At 38.8% G+C, this 18,340-nt stretch carries 14 protein-coding genes and 1 other annotated feature; of the genes, 13 read left to right on the top strand and 1 reads right to left on the bottom strand.

Annotated elements, in window-relative coordinates:
- Positions 1-2: 2 nt before the first annotated feature.
- From ACH8E3_RS01810 to ACH8E3_RS01795, 4 genes are all read left to right on the top strand, one after another.
- Positions 3-845, top strand: a complete 843-nt coding sequence (locus ACH8E3_RS01810) for a carbohydrate ABC transporter permease (protein ID WP_458630865.1) — start codon at positions 3-5, stop codon at positions 843-845.
- Between the two features lie 68 nt (positions 846-913).
- Positions 914-1,804 (top strand): ROK family protein, encoded by an 891-nt coding sequence (locus tag ACH8E3_RS01805; RefSeq protein ID WP_458630864.1) that lies wholly within the window; start codon positions 914-916, stop codon positions 1,802-1,804.
- A gap of 2 nt (positions 1,805-1,806) precedes the next feature.
- Complete coding sequence (locus ACH8E3_RS01800; protein ID WP_458630863.1) at positions 1,807-2,724, top strand: dihydrodipicolinate synthase family protein; 918 nt, start codon at positions 1,807-1,809, stop codon at positions 2,722-2,724.
- An 18-nt stretch (positions 2,725-2,742) separates the two neighbouring features.
- Positions 2,743-3,423, top strand: coding sequence for an N-acetylmannosamine-6-phosphate 2-epimerase (locus tag ACH8E3_RS01795; RefSeq protein WP_458630862.1), 681 nt, complete (start codon positions 2,743-2,745; stop codon positions 3,421-3,423).
- Positions 3,424-3,502: 79 nt separating this feature from the next.
- Here ACH8E3_RS01795 and ACH8E3_RS01790 read toward each other — a convergent pair whose 3' ends face one another.
- Positions 3,503-4,219 carry a Crp/Fnr family transcriptional regulator gene (locus ACH8E3_RS01790; RefSeq protein WP_458630861.1) on the bottom strand — a complete coding sequence of 239 codons (717 nt, stop codon included), beginning with the start codon at positions 4,217-4,219 and terminating at the stop codon, positions 3,503-3,505.
- Positions 4,220-4,619: 400 nt separating this feature from the next.
- On the opposite strand from ACH8E3_RS01790, the gene adhE reads away from it, so the two are divergent.
- From adhE to ACH8E3_RS01745, 9 genes are all read left to right on the top strand, one after another.
- Positions 4,620-7,232, top strand: a complete 2,613-nt coding sequence (gene adhE / locus ACH8E3_RS01785; RefSeq protein WP_458630860.1) for a bifunctional acetaldehyde-CoA/alcohol dehydrogenase — start codon at positions 4,620-4,622, stop codon at positions 7,230-7,232.
- A 238-nt stretch (positions 7,233-7,470) separates the two neighbouring features.
- Positions 7,471-9,732, top strand: coding sequence for a formate C-acetyltransferase (gene pflB / locus ACH8E3_RS01780; RefSeq protein ID WP_458630859.1), 2,262 nt, complete (start codon positions 7,471-7,473; stop codon positions 9,730-9,732).
- 61 nt (positions 9,733-9,793) lie between these two features.
- A complete protein-coding gene (pflA, locus tag ACH8E3_RS01775; RefSeq protein ID WP_458630858.1) occupies positions 9,794-10,534 on the top strand; it encodes a pyruvate formate-lyase-activating protein in 741 nt (246 codons plus the stop codon).
- 181 nt (positions 10,535-10,715) lie between these two features.
- Positions 10,716-12,782, top strand: a complete 2,067-nt coding sequence (locus ACH8E3_RS01770) for a copper amine oxidase N-terminal domain-containing protein (RefSeq protein ID WP_458630857.1) — start codon at positions 10,716-10,718, stop codon at positions 12,780-12,782.
- A gap of 184 nt (positions 12,783-12,966) precedes the next feature.
- Positions 12,967-13,203, top strand: a complete 237-nt coding sequence (gene yidD / locus ACH8E3_RS01765; RefSeq protein ID WP_458630856.1) for a membrane protein insertion efficiency factor YidD — start codon at positions 12,967-12,969, stop codon at positions 13,201-13,203.
- Positions 13,204-13,281: 78 nt separating this feature from the next.
- Positions 13,282-13,553, top strand: a binding site (T-box leader).
- 76 nt (positions 13,554-13,629) lie between these two features.
- On the top strand, positions 13,630-15,597 hold the full coding sequence (gene metG, locus ACH8E3_RS01760; protein ID WP_458630855.1) for a methionine--tRNA ligase: 1,968 nt from the start codon (positions 13,630-13,632) through the stop codon (positions 15,595-15,597).
- A gap of 143 nt (positions 15,598-15,740) precedes the next feature.
- A complete protein-coding gene (locus ACH8E3_RS01755; RefSeq protein ID WP_458630854.1) occupies positions 15,741-16,700 on the top strand; it encodes a metal ABC transporter solute-binding protein, Zn/Mn family in 960 nt (319 codons plus the stop codon).
- A 33-nt stretch (positions 16,701-16,733) separates the two neighbouring features.
- Positions 16,734-17,492 carry a metal ABC transporter ATP-binding protein gene (locus ACH8E3_RS01750; RefSeq protein WP_458630853.1) on the top strand — a complete coding sequence of 253 codons (759 nt, stop codon included), beginning with the start codon at positions 16,734-16,736 and terminating at the stop codon, positions 17,490-17,492.
- A gap of 42 nt (positions 17,493-17,534) precedes the next feature.
- Positions 17,535-18,329 (top strand): metal ABC transporter permease, encoded by a 795-nt coding sequence (locus ACH8E3_RS01745; RefSeq protein ID WP_458630906.1) that lies wholly within the window; start codon positions 17,535-17,537, stop codon positions 18,327-18,329.
- Positions 18,330-18,340 lie beyond the last annotated feature (11 nt).

Raw genomic sequence — 18,340 nt, 5'->3', positions numbered from 1 at the left:
TTATGAGCTCAACCATAGTGAAGAAAAAGAGAGATAAGTACGATATCACGGCGAACGTCATTATTATTTTCTTCGCCATTTTAAATCTATTCCCATTATATTGGTTATTCACAAGTTCATTGAAGAATAGTTCAGATGTGCTTAAAATGCCCCCCGATTGGTGGCCAAAAACGATTACATTCTCGAACTATGCAGATATATTTAATAGTCAGCCTGCATTACGTTGGGCCTTTAACAGTATATTTGTAGCTGGTTTAACGACTATCATGGTTGTAATCGCAAGTTCAATGGCTGCATATGCCTTTTCTAAGCTTCAATTTGTAGGAAAGAACGTCATCTTTGTAATATTTATATCTAGTCTAATGATCCCCAAAGAAGTGATGATTGTCCCTTTGTTTAGAATCGTTCAAGATTTAGGTCTCGTGAATAGTCTCTACGGCATGATTTGGCCTAACGTAGCAACAGCATTTGGCGTGTTTCTATTAAAAGGATTTTTTGATACCGTTCCGGATGCTCTAAGAGAAGCAGCTAGAATAGATGGAGCTGGTGAAGTTAGAACATTTGCACAAATATTACTTCCAATCGTTAAGCCTGGTATTGGTGCATTATTCATCTTGAATTTCGTTCAAGTGTGGAATGATTACTTGTGGCAATTGGTGATTGGTCAGAATAAGGAAATGAAAACATTGATGGTCGGTGTAGCAACATTAATGCAGGATCTTAATCCTAACTTTGCCTATAAGATGGCCGGAGCAACAGTTGCAGCTATTCCAATGTTAGTCATATTTATAATGTTCCAACAATATTTCACTCGTGGACTATCCATTGGCGCAGTAAAGGAGTAACCTTTAGAGATATCCCCCTTTATGTTGTGAACATAAAGGGGAGGTTGAAAGAATAATGGAGATGACATATGAAGCATATCATAGGAATTGATGTTGGTGGTACAGACATTAAATATGCCGTATTCAATGATGCAGCAGAAATAGTCTTGCATGATTCTGTACCAACACCTAAAGGACAAGCAAACCTTAGGATACCTGAAGAGATTGTAAGAATCATCACTAGACTAGTAGATGCTTTCGATGGCATTCAAGGCGTAGGTATTAGTACTGCAGGTGTAGTGGACACATTAAGTGGTGAAATTATTTATGCAGGGGGTACAATTCCTGAGTATAAAGGGACCAATCTGAAACAAGTGATTGAAGATAATTTTGGATTTTGCACAATTGTTGCCAATGATGTGAATGCAGCAGCATGTGGCGAGAAGTGGAAAGGTGCTGCACAGCATAGTGATCATTTTTTCTGTATCACCTTAGGTACGGGGATTGGTGGAGCACTATTCTGTAATGGAGAGTTAGTGTTGGGTAACCAGTTCAGGGCTGGGGAGATCGGACATTCTTTGTATGATAAGTACACTCGAACTACCTATGAACAAAGAGCTTCCATGTCAGCGTTAATGAATATGGCATCTCAACAAGGATTTGTAGGAAATGGACAAGAATTGTTTACGCAAGCAAGAAAAGGTGATAAGAAATGCAATCACATCATAGATGGTTGGACAGAAGAAATTGCGAGAGGATTAGCTGAAGTTGTTCTATTGATCGATCCTGCTATGATCCTTATTGGTGGTGGCGTTTCTGAACAAGGAGAATTTCTATTGGACAAAATAAAGGTTCATATGAATTCTTATTTACCTATGAATTTCTCGAATACAGAATTGAAAACAGCGGAATTAGGTAATAAAGCTGCATTATTTGGTGCGGTGTTTTCTTATTATAATGAAGAGACGGAGTGGAAATGACAATGAAGACAACATTAATCTCAACATATGAAGGTATTTATGTCGCCATGTATTCGGTATATGATGAAGCAGGAAATGTCGATCAAGATCGCGTAAGGAAACTAGCAAGATATTACGTAACGACAGGTATTAAAGGCCTATATGTAGGTGGAAGTTCAGGTGAAGGCATTCTCCAGACAGTAGAAGAACGTAAACAAGTGTTAGAAGCTGTGATGGAAGAAGTTAAAGGGGAATTAATCATCATTGTTCATGTAGGCGCTAATTCTACTAGAGAGAGCGTGGAGTTATCCAAGCATGCTGAACTATGTGGAGCAGACGTTATCTCTGCTGTTCCTGCAATCTATTATCGTCTATCGGAAGCAGCAGTAGAGAACCACTGGCAGCAAATGATAGACAGCACATCATTGCCTTTCATTATTTATAATATTCCACAGACAACTGGATTTAATCTATCGATGAATCTTTTCAAAAGAATGGCGAAGCAAGAAAAGGTGATTGGTGTTAAAATGTCTGGAGAGAGTACATTTGAGCTTCAACAGTTTAAAGAGAATGGTGGAGAAGATTTCCTCGTGTTTAATGGTCCGGATGAACAATTCTTAGCAGGTAGAATTATGGGGGCAGATGGTGGAATTGGTGGAACCTATGGCGTTATGCCAGAATTGTTCTGTAAACTAAATGAATTTTATGTGGAGAACAACCTGAACGAAGCACAGGTACTGCAAAATAAAATCAATCAATTTATACTTAAATTGTTAGGTTACCCTTCGTTGTATGGCGCTTGTAAACATATCTTAAGTATCAGAGGAATAGAAACGGGACAACCAAGATTACCACTACTTCCAGTAAGAGCAGAAGATCATGAATCGTTAGAAGCGCTAAATACTGAGATTCTAGAAGCAATCGCATATTACACGAATTAAAAGAGGGGATGAGTGGAAATGCTTCAGCAGATTCAAGGTGGATTGGTAGTGTCATGTCAAGCACTTGATCATGAACCACTACATAGTTCTTATATTATGTCCAAATTGGCTTTAGCTGCACAAGAAGGTGGAGCAGTTGGGATTCGAGCGAACTCCAAAGTAGATATCATGGCGATTAAGAATGAAGTTTCTTTGCCTGTGGTCGGCATTGTAAAAAGAGATTACGCAGATAGTGAAGTATTCATTACGGCAACGAAGACTGAAATTGATGAGCTACTTGAAAGTGGTTGCGAGATGATTGCGATGGATGCTACGATACGCGTTCGCCCGCAAGGTGAGACCTTGGAAGGTTTAGTAAATTATTGTCGTGAGAAGAATCCTGATATATCATTAATGGCAGATATCTCAACAGTGGAAGAGGCTAAGTTGGCAGAGCAATTGGGATTTGATTGCGTATCCACTACACTTCATGGCTATACACCATATACATCTACAACTAAATTATTTGATCATGACTTTGAATTTTTGAAGGAAGTTCTAGGAGCTGTTGAAATTCCAGTCGTTGCTGAGGGGAATGTGCTGACACCCGAAATGTTCAAGCGGTGCTTGGAGATTGGCGCATCTTCAGTCGTTGTAGGCGGTGCTATTACAAGACCCAAAGAAATTACTGTGAGGTTCTTGGAATCATTAAATAAATAACTAAGTTACATACTTAAGGTGGTGCCCCTAGTCATTTGCGTGACTTCTGGGACACCACCTTATTTGCAATAGTTCTGAACTAAATTCGGCAAATTTCATTTGGACATAGTTCGCAATGACAGATTTCTTGTAGCATTTTTAGATTCTTAATGACAATTAGTCCGCCATCATACTCTACAGCATCCTTTTTGCGTAGATCACTTAACATACGATTAACACTTTCGCGTGTAGCACCAATCATATTGGATAGATCAGTATGAGTGACTTTTTTATTAATAAGAATATTGTCACCTTGTTTCTCCCCATAAGTGTTACCGAGTCTAATGAGAGTAGAACATAGGGCGCCTGGTTTGCCATACAACATTAAATCTCGAAATTTAGTCTGTGTTAGGCGGTGGTGTATACCCATCCATTTCATGAAGTCAATAGAGAACTCTGAATGTTGACAGATCAACATCTCTAAATCTTTATGCTCAATTACACCAATTTCACTTTCTTCCAATACTTCAGCATTAAAGCTGTGTTTGGTGCTAAAGAATATATCCGCTTGACCTACCATATCCCCGGTCTGATACATATACAATATAAGTTCTTTGCCTTCATCTGTAGATTTAGTTAGTTTAATCCGACCCCGTTTAATGTAAAAGAGTTTATCTGATAGGTCACCTTCCCAGAATAGATGCGATCCTTCAGGAATGATGCGATCTTTCATAGTAACTAATAAACGATTAAAGTTAGATTCTGAAAAGCAACTAGTATTTCCACGGGCCTCGATAACATTCACATGTGTAGTCATATTGGTTATCCCCTTATCTTTAATTTTCGGTTAAATTTAAACTAATTATACCCTTAAAAATCACACTTGTGGGGAGATAAACACCCCTAATAGTGGCAAATTTAAAAACTTTGTGATAAATTTCACTTTTATCTAGATTGAATAAGGAGAAATTTCGATAAAGGATATAATATTCATGAATAGATGAAGACGATAATGTAAAGAACAATACAGGCATATAAATACATGAGATGTGTATTACCGTTAGTATTAATGGATAATACAGGATATAATAGAAATGAAAGCGCTATGAAAATAAAATAGAAACTTTGTGAAAGATTTCACTACCAATTTCATAATGCTTGTGTTATGATGAAATCAAGAAAAAGATAACCATAAATTTGCTGGGAGGATGAGTGAAATGGCTGTTAAAAATGAAGTTGTCCATGAGAAGAAACAAGGAGCAGAGGGGTATATTCAATCCTTGATTGCTAAGGCGGATAAAGCACAAGAAGCGTTCATGCAAATGGATCAAGAGCAAATCGATAGTATCGTTAAAGCTATGGCTCTTGCTGGTTTGAACCAACATATGTATCTGGCAAAATTAGCTGTGGAAGAAACAGGAAGAGGTATTTATGAAGATAAGATTACTAAGAATATGTTCTCGACAGAATATATTTACCACAGTATTAAATACGACAAAACTGTAGGTGTAATTGAAGATAATGAATATGATAATTTCCAAAAAATTGCTGAGCCAGTTGGTACCATTATGGGAATCACTCCGGTAACGAACCCAACATCGACAACCATGTTCAAAGCACTCATTTCTATTAAGACTCGTAACCCAATCATTTTCGGTTTTCACCCATCAGCACAAAAATGTAGTAGTGAAGCAGCAAGAATTCTATTAGAAGCAGCTGTGAAACATGGTGCACCTGCAGATTGTATCCAATGGATCGAAGAACCAACGATGGAGAAAACAAATCTTCTAATGAATGATCCTGGGATCGCACTTATTTTAGCAACAGGTGGATCTGCAATGGTTAAGGCAGCATATAGTTGTGGTAAGCCAGCACTTGGTGTAGGCCCTGGTAACGTTCCTTGTTTCATTGAGAAAAGTGCCGATATCGATCAGGCAGTAACGGATTTGATACTATCTAAATCGTTTGACAATGGTATGATTTGTGCTTCTGAGCAAGCTGTTATTATAGAAGAACCTATCTTCGATCAAGTCAAAAAGAAGATGATCAACAATGGTTGTTATTTCTTGAATAAAGAAGAAGTGGGTAAATTGACTGCTGGTGCTATGAATGTTGATAAGTGCGCAGTTAACCCTGTTATCGTTGGTCAATCTGCCATTAAGATTGCTGAAATGTCAGGTATCCAAGTTCCTGCAGGAACTAAAATATTAGTAGCTGAACTAGAAGGCGTGGGTACGAAATATCCATTGTCTGCAGAGAAGTTAAGCCCAGTGTTAGCTTGTTATAAAGTGAAGAATGCTGACTTAGGGATCGCTAGAGCTGCAGAAATTGTTGAATTTGGTGGTATGGGTCACTCTTCTGTTATTCACTCGAACAATGAAGAAGTGATTATGAAGTTCTCTGATCGCCTCAAAACGGGCCGTGTCATTGTGAACTCACCTTCAACACATGGAGCAATTGGTGATATCTATAATACAAATTTACCTTCATTGACTCTTGGTTGTGGTTCTTATGGACGCAACTCCGTTTCTACTAACGTAGGAGCAGTCAACTTGGTTAATATAAAAAGGGTGGCACGCCGTACTGTGAATATGCAATGGTTTAAAGTACCTAACAAGATTTATTTCGAAAAAGGTGCAACACAATATCTAGCTAAAATGCCTGATATTACACGCGTAGCGATTATCACAGATCCAATGATGGTGAAATTAGGATATGTAGAAAAAGTGGAACATTACCTACGTCAACGTCAGATGCCAGTTGCAATTGAAGTGTTCTCCGAAGTGGAACCAGATCCATCAACAGATACGGTAGATCGTGGTACTGCGATGATGAATAGATTTAAGCCAGACTGTATTATCGCACTTGGTGGTGGATCTCCAATGGATGCTGCGAAAGCAATGTGGTTGTTCTATGAATATCCAGACACCGACTTCGAAGGTCTGAAACAAAAATTCATGGATATCCGTAAACGTATCTACAAGTATCCACGTCTAGGATCAAAGGCGAAATTCGTAGCCATTCCTACAACATCAGGTACAGGTTCTGAAGTGACTTCGTTCGCTGTAATCACAGATAAGAATCATGGGAATACGAAATATCCATTGGCGGATTATGAATTGACACCAGACGTAGCGATTGTTGATCCTGAGTTTGTGTACTCATTACCTCGTCTAGCTGTAGCAGATACAGGTATGGACGTACTAACACATGCGATCGAAGCTTATGTATCTGTTATGGCGAATGACTTCACAGATGGTCTTGCTATAAAAGCAATTCAATTGGTATTCCAATACCTAGAGAAATCTGCATTAGAAGGCGATAAGTTGGCTCGTGAGAAAATGCATAATGCTTCGACTATCGCGGGTATGGCATTTGCCAATGCATTCTTAGGTATTAACCATAGTTTAGCGCATAAATGGGGCGGTAAATATCACACAGCCCATGGTCGTACGAATGCAATTCTACTGCCACACGTTATTCGTTATAACGCTAAGAAACCTACGAAATTCGCGTCATTCCCTAAATATTCTCATTTCATAGCGGATGAGCGTTATGCTGAAATTGCTCGTATACTTGGATTGCCAGCACGTACAACAGAAGAAGGCGTTACAAGCTTGATCAACGCTATCCGTAAGATGAACCAAACGTTAGGCATTGAAGAGTCATTCCAACAAATCGGATTTGATGCGAAGGAATTTGAATCTGGCGTTGAATATCTTGCAGATCGTGCATTTGAGGACCAATGTACAACGGCTAATCCTAAGATGCCATTAGTTACTGAACTTGCAGATGTATACAGAGATGCATTCTACGGCAGATTCGAATAAACAATAAACTAGTATAATTGAATATTTTTCAAATAAACGTGACAAATATCACCTCAAAAGTGATGTTTGTCACAGTTGTTTCATCGTATTTGAAGTAAACTAAAAGTAGATAAAGGTTCCAGAATGTTATTAGACAGTGTATTGTGAAAAAAATTACATTCTAGGGTCCATGAGATCTGAGATACCTTCAAACTCTTGATCTCAAAAGAAATATAACTATATAGATGGAGGGATTAATATGTCGGTTATTGAAAAAGAATTAAAGAATGTGCAAACAGGTTGGAGAAGTTACAAAACAGGTACTTGGAGTAGAAAAGTAGATGTGAATGATTTCATATTCAAGAACATTACTCCTTTTACTGGTGACGAAGCGTTCTTAGTTGGACCAACACAAAATACGACAGATCTATGGAAAATTGTCTCAGACTTAACGAAACAAGAAAGAGATAATGGCGGTGTATTGGATGTTGATGTTAATACAGCTGCTACGATTGTCTCGCATGCACCAGGTTATTTAGACAAAGATAAAGAACAAATTGTTGGTGTGCAGACAGATGCTCCATTCAAACGCTCTATTCAACCACAAGGTGGAATTCGCATGATGATTGATGCGTGCGAAGCTTATGGATTTACACTTTCTGATGACATCATTAAAACATTCTCAGATATTCGTAAAACGCACAACCAAGGTGTATTTGATGCTTATACTTCCGATATGAGGGCAGCGCGTAAAGCGGGTATTATTACTGGACTTCCAGATGCTTACGGTCGAGGTAGAATTATTGGTGACTATCGTCGTGTGGCATTGTATGGTATCAATTACTTAGTGAAAGACAAGAAGCGCGAACTGAATGAACTAGAACTAGATGTGATTGATGAACCAACTATTCGTCAACGTGAAGAACTATCTGAACAGATTCGTGCCTTAGCAGAACTGAAGAAAATGGCTGAAATGCATGGGTTTGATATTTCTGAACCAGCAACAACAGCAAAGGAAGCATTCCAGTGGTTATATTTCGGCTACTTAGCAGCGATTAAAGAACAGAATGGTGCGGCGATGTCACTTGGTCGCGTATCTTCATTCCTTGATATATATATCCAACGTGATTTGGCAGAAGGTACTTTAACAGAAGAACAAGCACAAGAAATGGTCGATCATTTCGTTATGAAGTTACGTATCGTTAAATTTCTTCGTACGCCAGATTACAATGAATTGTTCAGTGGGGACCCAACTTGGGTAACAGAATCCATTGGGGGGATGTCCGTTAATGGACAGACTCGTGTAACGAAGAGTAGTTTCCGTTTCCTTCATACATTATATAACTTAGGAGCTGCACCTGAACCTAACTTAACGGTATTATGGTCAGAGCAACTTCCAGAAGCATTTAAGAAGTATTGTGCAAAAGTATCTATTGAGACTAGCGCAATTCAATATGAGAATGACGACCTAATGCGTCCGATCTATGGCGATGATTACGGTATCGCTTGTTGTGTATCCGCAATGCGTATTGGTAAACAGATGCAATTCTTCGGTGCTCGTGCTAACCTTGCTAAATGTTTACTGTATGCAATCAACGGTGGTATTGATGAGAAATCAGGAGCACAAGTTGGACCGGAATTCGCTCCAATTACGTCTGAATACCTAACGTATGATGAAGTGATGAAACATTTCAAACCTATGATGAAATGGTTAGCTAAGCTTTATATGAACTCACTTAATGTGATTCACTACATGCATGATAAATATGCTTATGAGAGAATTGAAATGGCTCTACATGACCGCGATATTCTTCGTACCATGGCATGTGGTATTGCTGGATTGTCTGTTACAGCAGATTCACTTAGTGCGATCAAATATGCAAAAGTTAAACCGATACGTAACGAGCAAGGAATTGCAGTTGACTTTGTAATTGAAGGGGAATACCCTTGCTTCGGAAATAATGATGATAAAGTAGATAACATTGCTATTGAATTGGTCGAAACCTTTATGGGCATGATTCGTCAGAACAAAGCTTACCGTGATGCATTGCCAACACAATCTGTATTGACTATTACTTCTAACGTAGTGTACGGTAAGAAGACAGGAACTACACCAGATGGACGTAAAGCTGGAGAACCATTCGCACCAGGTGCTAACCCTATGCACGGCCGTGATAAGAAAGGTGCTTTAGCTTCACTGAACTCCGTAGCTAAACTTCCATATGAAGATAGCTTGGATGGTATTTCGAACACTTTCTCTATCGTACCAAAGGCATTAGGTAAAGAAGAAGATGGACGTAAATCTAATCTAGTTGCGATGATGGATGGATACTTTGGAAGCAAGGGTCACCATTTGAACGTTAACGTATTTAATCGTGAGCAGCTAATGGATGCAATGGAACATCCAGAAGAATATCCACAGCTTACGATTCGTGTCTCTGGGTATGCGGTTAACTTCATTAAATTAACTCGTGAACAACAATTGGATGTTATTAATCGTACATTCCATGGTTCCATGTAATTTCAATATATAAGGATTAACTAATCTATCTAGACAGCGGATATAGGAAGGGTGACTTCATTTGATCAAAGGACATATACACTCACTGGAGACCTTCGGAACAGTTGACGGACCAGGTATCCGCTTTGTCCTATTTATGCAGGGTTGTCTCATGAAATGTCAATACTGTCATAACCCCGATACATGGGGACTTAATGAGGGCAAAGAGATGACTGTTGAAGAAGTTTTATCTGAGATTGAGCCGTATATCAATTACTATCGTTCTTCTGGTGGTGGTCTTACCGTTTCGGGTGGGGAACCTAGCTTACAGTCTCGTTTCGTCGCTGAAGTATTTAAAGAAGCGAAAAGTCGTTGGAATCTTCATACGGCATTAGATAGTAATGGATTTAATGATCCCGATAAAATTAAAGAACTATTGGATGTTACTGATTTGGTACTTCTAGATATCAAACACATGGATGATGAGAAACATATCAAATTAACATCCAAAAGTAATGAACGAACACTAAATACCGCACAATGGTTATCTAAGAATGGTCATAAAATGTGGATCCGACATGTGTATGTTCCAGGCATTCACAACGAAGAACAAGATCTTCTTCACTTAGGTCAGTTTATAGGTTCGTTAGATGGGGTAGAGAAGTTCGAAATTTTGCCATATCATCAAATGGGTATTTATAAATGGGAAGCGATGGGTAAAGAATATCCATTGCAAGGTGTTCCTTCACCTACAGACGAAGAAGTACAGCGTGCTTATCGTATAATTGAAGAAGGACGTAAGCAACCATATGTAGTGCAATAATTCAATAGAGTGTCCTCAAACCTTATAATATGGTTAGGGACATTCTTTTTTTTGTGTATTAAAATGGCATTTGTATATATTTTAAGTTGCTTAGTAGCAACCTTTTATGATAAGTTGCGTCTATTACTTATGTAAGGTAAGAACAACCAATAGACAGAAATAGGAATAGAGGAGCATACGAATGAATTTTAAGAGAATAACATTTTTAGCGATCTTTGCAGTAACACAGATGTCTCTACATAATCCAGTTAGTGCAGACAGTCTGACACCGGCTCAAGAGAATTCTACTGTAACCGAAAGTGTGTATGGTACGGAGACAAATCTCCCAGTCATTGAAGAAATAGTTGAGAATGAATTCTCAACGAATCCTGGCGAATTGATCATGATGTTAAATAGCGCTGATATGTATCAAGATGGTAAGTTGTATAAAGCCAGTCAACCTATGATGGTTAAGAATGGTGTCTCATATGTCGCAATTCGTTCCATGGTAGATCGAGTTGGACTGAAGCTATCCTATAACCAAAAGACGAAGGAAACGATTATAATAAGTGGTGGTAATGAATTAAGATTCAAGACAGACAGCAATAGATATACAGTGAATGGTGTTTCTCAGCAGATGAAGGGCACCGCATATCAAAAAAATAATATATTTATGGTTCCATTAACTTCTATAACACAAGCACTTCATATTCCTTATACGTATGATTCCGTCAACAAGAGAGTGATCATGAAACTGTCATCTAGTCCAGTGGCTTCATTTAAGATCCAACAAAAAGAGGTTATTGCTGGAGAAACAACGGTGAATTATATAACCGAAGTATCTTCTCCTAATGGACTCCCTATTGTGGAAGAGCGCTGGGAAGGTAGAGAAGAGATCTTTCAAGTAGTAGGGACACATCGAGTTACGTATTCAGTCCTTGATAGTAATGGTGAGTGGAGTGTTCCTTATTCATTAAATATCGAAGTGAAGGCGCCGAACTTACCCCCAGTGGCGAAGTTCACCACAGATAAAGAGGAATACAAGATGGGTGAACTTATTACGTTTCAAGATGAAAGTACAGATGATCGTAATAATATCGTAAAGAGAGATTGGATCAATAAACAGATCGCTTTCTTCAAACCAGGACCGGTTAAGATACAATTGGCAGTAACGGATGGGAACGGTGCACAGGGCCAATATGAAAAGACAATTCAAATAACAAATGAAATATTATATACGGAGCCAGATTTCAATCAACTGTTCACTCCTATTGGAGGTCAATACAGATTTGATGGGAATAGCATACCTTCAATGAAACAAGTTCCGTATAGAGTATCCTCAGAACCTGTAACGTTGTTGCGTAGTAACAGTCCTGAAACAGTCTATTCCGAAGGTGTTGTTTATCGCGAAACAGCTCAAGGGAAAGCTCGCTTTATGATTCATCATGTGAATGCTTTGGCGGTAGATGTGAAAATGTATGTCATTGCTACAAATAAGAATGAATCGCAAGCTAAGATTGATATATTAGATTCTGGATTCGCGGGTCCTAACATTTTCCCAGCTTTTGTCGGAAAATTGTCGGTACAACGTTACTTCCAGTCAATGCAAAATCCTTTAGTGAAAGAGTCAATTTCAATTGCTCCAGGAGAAAGTAAAATCATTCTCAAAGACTTAAATCAATCTAAAATGACGCCGACGCAAGTAATTTCTTTATTAGCTGATTTGGAGAGTGATTCTCCTATTGAGTATAACGTGATTATGATTGAAGCGAATAAGGATCCATTAGTCAGCCTTCCGTATTTAATGGATCTTGGCAGAGACGTACACAATCGGGGGACATATCCTGATTCAACTCGTCTAATTGAATATGATGATGTTGTGGGCACAACACCTGCACGTATCTCGTTAGGTGATAATAATGGAGATCCGAATCTTGTTGGTGTTGACCCGATGACAGGAAACATAGAGTCAAACCGTGGTAACTTTGGAGTAATGTACAAAATTAATATGAATCGAGTAGCAGCTAATACGTTGATCACGTTTAATCCGCGTGGTGGAGAATACTCAGGGATGATCTTGGTTAACGGGAATATTGTATCTGTTCCTGAAGGGAATGGGCAAGGTGGTTCACTGTTAACACCTCACGATAATAGTGTTGTCTACCGCACAGGTCCAAGAGAGCAGCGTGTAGAAATATGGTTCACTGCTTCTCCAGGCAGTAATTTGCCGGTAAACCTAGTGTTTACACCACTACCACCAAGAAAGTAACTGAATTAATCTTATTACCCGCAGAAAATCTCATAGAAATATGAGATTTTCTTTTTTGTGCGTGATGATGCGCTTGTAAATTGACGCTGACGTTATAATGTTGCATGATGAGAATATGATAATGATGATACCATGAAGGACAGGCTATCAACGTTATTACAGGTAGGAATGGAGATGTATTGGAATGACACTAGCCCGTAAAGTCATGAAGGGACCTATCATCGTATATCGCAAAGTGATCTCACCTTTAAAACCACCAACATGTCGGTTCTATCCAACATGTTCTGCTTATGCCCTTGAAGCTATCGATGTGCACGGCCCTTTGAAAGGTGCATGGCTTGCAATGAGAAGAATAGCTAAATGTCACCCTTTCTATCCTGGAGGTGTAGATTTAGTCCCCCCACGGAGAGATGAAGCGTGAAAAAGGTGACTTCTAACTAAACAAATTTCAGATACTTGACAAGTATCAATTGACTTAAGTATATTAATCAATATATGTTGATTTCCAAGGAACGGATAAGTACAAGAATTACACCTAGTACAGAGAGCCGGGCATGCTGCGAACCGGTCTAAGTGAATCTTGGAATATGGTCCGGGAGGAATTGTTTTCGAGCGATTAGGGTACTCTTGAGTATTCTGCGTAAGGGGATGACGTGTGCCAGCGTTAATGGACAGTTCTCATTGATATGTCAATAGGACTGAAAGAGCCTCTGATCTGTAAAGATAGAGGGAATTTGGGTGGTAACACGTGAGATAACTCTCGTCCCATATGGGATGGGGGTTTTTTGTGATTTTATGGTCTACGGACCAAATATAATAACAATGAATGTGGAAGGAATGATTATAAATGACTAATAAGAAAACATTTTATTTAACGACACCGATTTATTATCCAAGTGATAAGCTTCATATTGGGCATGCCTATACAACTGTAGCGGGGGATGCATTGGTTCGCTATAAGAAACTTCGTGGATATGATGTTCGATATCTAACAGGCACAGATGAACATGGTCAAAAGATTGAACGTAAGGCAGCAGAAGCAGGGAAAACACCTCAACAATTTGTAGATGATATTGTAGCTGGTATCAAAGATCTGTGGGAAACATTAGACATCTCCAATGATGATTTCATTCGTACAACAGAAGATAGACATACCAAGGTTGTACAAGATGTATTTGAACGTCTTTTGAAACAGGGGGATATCTATAAAGGGGAATATGAAGGTTGGTATTGTACGCCGGATGAATCCTTTTTCCTTGAGCGTCAATTAGTTAATGGGAACTGTCCTGATTGTGGTAGACCTGTTGAACGTGTGAAGGAAGAAAGTTATTTCTTTAAAATGAGCAAGTATGTAGATCGTCTCTTGAAATATTATGAAGATCATCCTGACTTCATACAGCCTGTATCTCGGAAGAATGAAATGATCAATAACTTTATTAAGCCAGGATTGGAAGATTTGGCTGTCTCACGTACAACATATCAATGGGGAATCAAAGTAAAGAGTGATCCTAAACATGTGATCTATGTATGGATTGATGCGCTGCTGAACTATATCACTGCATTAGGTTATGGAACGGATAATACAGAATTGTTCGATAAATATTGGCCTGCTGATGTTCATTTGATGAGTAAAGAAATAGTTCGTTTCCATACGATCTATTGGCCAATCATTCTGATGGCATTGGATCTTCCGTTGCCTAAGAAGGTATTTGCACATGGTTGGTTACTGATGAAGGATGGTAAAATGTCCAAATCAAAGGGTAATGTCGTTGACCCTGTGACGCTGATCAGTCGGTATGGTTTAGATTCTTTACGTTATTATTTATTACGTGAAGTGCCGTTTGGATCGGATGGAACATTTACACCGGAAAGTTTTGTTGAACGTGTAAATTCAGATTTAGCTAATGATTTAGGGAATTTGTTGAATCGAACCGTTGCGATGGTTGATAAGTACTTTGATGGTATGGTGCCAGCCTATCAATCAGGTGTAACTGAATTTGATGGAGCTATAGAAGAAGCCGCCGTAGCCACATACAACAAAGTTGAAGAATCTATGGAAAATATGGAATTCTCAGTTGCATTAACGGCCATTGGTTTGTTCGTAAGTCGTAGTAATAAGTATATTGATGAGACGCAACCATGGGTTCTTGCTAGGGATGAATCAAGAATAAATGAACTTGCATCTGTCATGACACATCTAGTTGAAAGTCTAAGAATTGCTTCGATCTTGTTACAACCATTCTTAACCCAAGCGCCACATAAAATATGGACACAACTTGGATTGCAACAAGGAGAATTTACGACTTGGGATAGTGGTAAGACATTTGGACTATTCCCAGCGGGTACAAAGTTAGTCAAAGGAGATCCAATATTTCCACGTCTTGATGTAGAGCAAGAAGTATCTTATATTGCTGAAGCTATGGCAGGCGGAGTAGAGGCTGCAACAAAGAATGTGGAGCAATCACAACGGCAAGAGCCAGTGGAACATAATGAGGAAATTGGTATTGAGGACTTTGCTAAGGTGGAGCTTCGTGTAGCTCAAGTTATCTCTGCAGAACCTGTAAAAAAAGCAGATAAACTCTTGAAATTACAACTTGATCTTGGATTTGAGCAACGTCAAGTTGTATCTGGCATAGCTAAATTCTATACACCGGAGCAATTAGTAGGGTGTAAGGTGATCTGTGTTGTTAATCTGAAGCCTGTTAAGTTAAGAGGCGAATTGTCACAAGGAATGATTCTAGCGGCATCACATGGAGATCAATTAACTTTAGCCGCGGTTCCAGAGGGTATGCCAAATGGAGCAATTGTGAAATAAAAGAATTAAATGCTATCGTAAAGAACGGTATCCTTTCATTGGGGTACCGTTCTTTATATCTATCTTATTGACAATAGAAATGATCGTACTCTATAATCAAATAGTAATCTTTACGATTAACAATAAAGGAGATGCTTTCTAATATGAAGAAGATCAATCATAGGGTTGCTGTATACATAATGGGTATGCTACTTGTTCTAATCACAGCAGCTTGTGGGAATACAACAAGTATGATGCAGGAACAAGGCAAGGTGAATGTTGTTACAACATTCTATCCTATTTATATGTTTGCAACAGCTATTGGTGGAGAGAATACTAATGTGACTCATTTAATTCCTGTAGGAGTGGAACCTCATGATTGGACACCCCGGAGTAAAGAAATATTAAGTACATCGAAAGCACAATTATTTATGTACAACGGTGCTGGATTAGAAGGATGGGTTCCTAACTTTTTGAAGAGTCTTAATAAGGATAGTCTTGTCAAAGCAGTAGAAGTAAGTAAAGGAATCAAGCTAATTGAAGCGATAGAATCTGACGATGATGACCACAATCACGGTGAAGCGACGGATGTAGACGGGCATCATATTGACCCACACACATGGGTAAGCCCAAAATCAGCAATTGTGATGGCAGAGAACATTAAGAATAGCTTTGTTGAAATAGATCCAGATCATCAAGTTCAGTATGAACAAAGATACCAACAATTAAATGATAAATTAGTAGAACTAGATCGTAAATTCGAATTAGAGTTAGGCAAACTAACCCAAAAGGAAATGGTTGTTTCTCATCAGGCTTTTGGATATTTGACACGTGATTATGGATTAACACAGCATGCTATTATGGGGCTTTCTCCTGATGCAGAACCTCGTGCTCAAGATATATTGAATTTGGCTCAATTAGTGGAAGAGAAGGGTATCCGATATATTTTCTTTGAAGAGTTGGTATCTGATCGTCTTGCCAAGACATTAGCTGGTGAAGCCAACGTAGAGACGATGGTGCTTAATCCCGTTGAAGGTTTAACCAAAGAACAAGAAAAGAACGGTGAGGATTATTTCACATTAATGGAGAAAAATTTGCAAAATTTATTAATAGCCTTAAAATAAAGGTTAGAACTTAATTAGAAGGGCGGAGTACTCATGAAGTCAGTGACGGCCCAAGATTGTCATCAGCATATTATTGAACTTGATAACGTATCTTTCTCATATAGAAATCAGAGCGTATTATCTGATGTGAATTTTGCCGTAAAAGAGCGGGATTTTGTAGGTATCATTGGTTCGAATGGCGCGGGTAAGACCACCTTGATGAAATTGATCGTCGGTCTTCTACCTATGGATAAAGGCAGCATCAAATTATTCGGTACACCAATTCAATCATTTAAAGATTGGGAGCGTATTGGCTACGTTCCGCAGAAGAATAATTTCAACCCTCTATTTCCAGCAACGGTTCGAGAAGTTGTACTCTCAGGGATGTATAATAATAAATCGATGTTCCGCCGTGTAAGTCCTGCAATGCATCAACAGTGTGATGACGCTCTGGAAGTGATGCGTATACAGGATATTGCTAACAAGCGTGTTGGGGAGCTATCAGGTGGCCAACAGCAACGCGTGTTTCTAGCTCGTGCACTCATTAACCATCCCGACTTGCTTGTGCTAGATGAGCCAACGGTAGGGATTGATGCTGCGACACAGGCAAGTTTTTTTGAGTTAATCACCCATATGCATGCACACCATCATATGACCTTTTTGATGGTATCCCATGATTTGGATATGATTGAAGGTTATTTAGGCAAGTCCCCTAAGCAAAAAAACGGAAATATCAGTCTATTTGTAAGACATTCACATGATCTTCAGAATTGTGATGAACATGATTTAGAACATTCAGTAACTACTAATTAATGTAATCAGTTTAAGGAGTCGTTGTTCGTGCCACTTGAAATTATGTTTAGTGATTTTTTTCAAAGAGCTCTTGCTGGTGGAATCTTGATAGGACTTACAGCTCCCCTTATAGGTATATTTCTTGTGCTAAGACGATTATCCATGATTGGGGATACCATTGCTCATGTGACCATTGCCGGTGTAGCTCTTGGATTTCTAATTGAAGTGTATCCTTTGGGAGTAGGATTAGTCTTTGCCATTCTGGCATCTTTCGCTATTGAGAAATTACGTAAAGCTTATAAAAGTTATGCAGAGCTTTCCATTGCGATTATTATGTCCGGTGGCGTGGCCTTGGCCTCGCTCTTTTTTACTTTAGGCATGGGATATAACACAGATGTGATGAGTTATTTGTTTGGTAGTATTTACACCCTAGACACAATAGACCTATACGTTGTAGGCGGAGTTACTGTCATTGTCGTATTGGTTGTCAGTATGTTCTTCAAGGAACTCTTTCTTTTAAGCTTCGAGGAGGACGCAGCGAGTGTTAGTGGATTACCCGTTAAGATGCTTAATATGATGATAACAATTCTGACAGCTTTAGTTGTAAGTACGGCGATCAAGATCGTCGGTGCATTGCTGGTATCTGCATTGTTGACGATACCTGTTGCGATAAGTCTATTGATTGCAAAAAGTTTCAAATCATCCGTTATATGGTCTGTTATCATTTCTGAGATAGCTGTTGTTATTGGATTAATTGTAGCAGGAGTCTGGAATTTAGCACCTGGTGCAACGATCGTATTGTTGCTAATCACGATGCTCATTGTTACAATGATCGGGAAGAAGGGACTATCTATCTAGGAGGTATACAT

This window comes from Paenibacillus sp. CMAA1364 (genome assembly GCF_054373195.1).
This window is presented reverse-complemented; position numbering and strand designations above follow the sequence as displayed.

What these genes read in the sequence shown, in the direction of transcription:
- ACH8E3_RS01795 (WP_458630862.1), top strand. Translation starts at nt 2,743, where the DNA reads ATGCTTCAGCAGATTCAAGGTGGATTGGTAGTGTCATGTCAAGCACTT.
- ACH8E3_RS01745 (WP_458630906.1), top strand. Translation starts at nt 17,535, where the DNA reads ATGTTTAGTGATTTTTTTCAAAGAGCTCTTGCTGGTGGAATCTTGATA.
- ACH8E3_RS01755 (WP_458630854.1), top strand. Translation starts at nt 15,741, where the DNA reads ATGAAGAAGATCAATCATAGGGTTGCTGTATACATAATGGGTATGCTA.
- metG (WP_458630855.1), top strand. Translation starts at nt 13,630, where the DNA reads ATGACTAATAAGAAAACATTTTATTTAACGACACCGATTTATTATCCA.
- ACH8E3_RS01750 (WP_458630853.1), top strand. Translation starts at nt 16,734, where the DNA reads ATGAAGTCAGTGACGGCCCAAGATTGTCATCAGCATATTATTGAACTT.
- ACH8E3_RS01790 (WP_458630861.1), bottom strand. Translation starts at nt 4,219, where the DNA reads ATGACTACACATGTGAATGTTATCGAGGCCCGTGGAAATACTAGTTGC.
- pflB (WP_458630859.1), top strand. Translation starts at nt 7,471, where the DNA reads ATGTCGGTTATTGAAAAAGAATTAAAGAATGTGCAAACAGGTTGGAGA.
- ACH8E3_RS01770 (WP_458630857.1), top strand. Translation starts at nt 10,716, where the DNA reads ATGAATTTTAAGAGAATAACATTTTTAGCGATCTTTGCAGTAACACAG.
- ACH8E3_RS01810 (WP_458630865.1), top strand. Translation starts at nt 3, where the DNA reads ATGAGCTCAACCATAGTGAAGAAAAAGAGAGATAAGTACGATATCACG.
- adhE (WP_458630860.1), top strand. Translation starts at nt 4,620, where the DNA reads ATGGCTGTTAAAAATGAAGTTGTCCATGAGAAGAAACAAGGAGCAGAG.
- ACH8E3_RS01805 (WP_458630864.1), top strand. Translation starts at nt 914, where the DNA reads ATGAAGCATATCATAGGAATTGATGTTGGTGGTACAGACATTAAATAT.
- yidD (WP_458630856.1), top strand. Translation starts at nt 12,967, where the DNA reads ATGACACTAGCCCGTAAAGTCATGAAGGGACCTATCATCGTATATCGC.
- ACH8E3_RS01800 (WP_458630863.1), top strand. Translation starts at nt 1,807, where the DNA reads ATGAAGACAACATTAATCTCAACATATGAAGGTATTTATGTCGCCATG.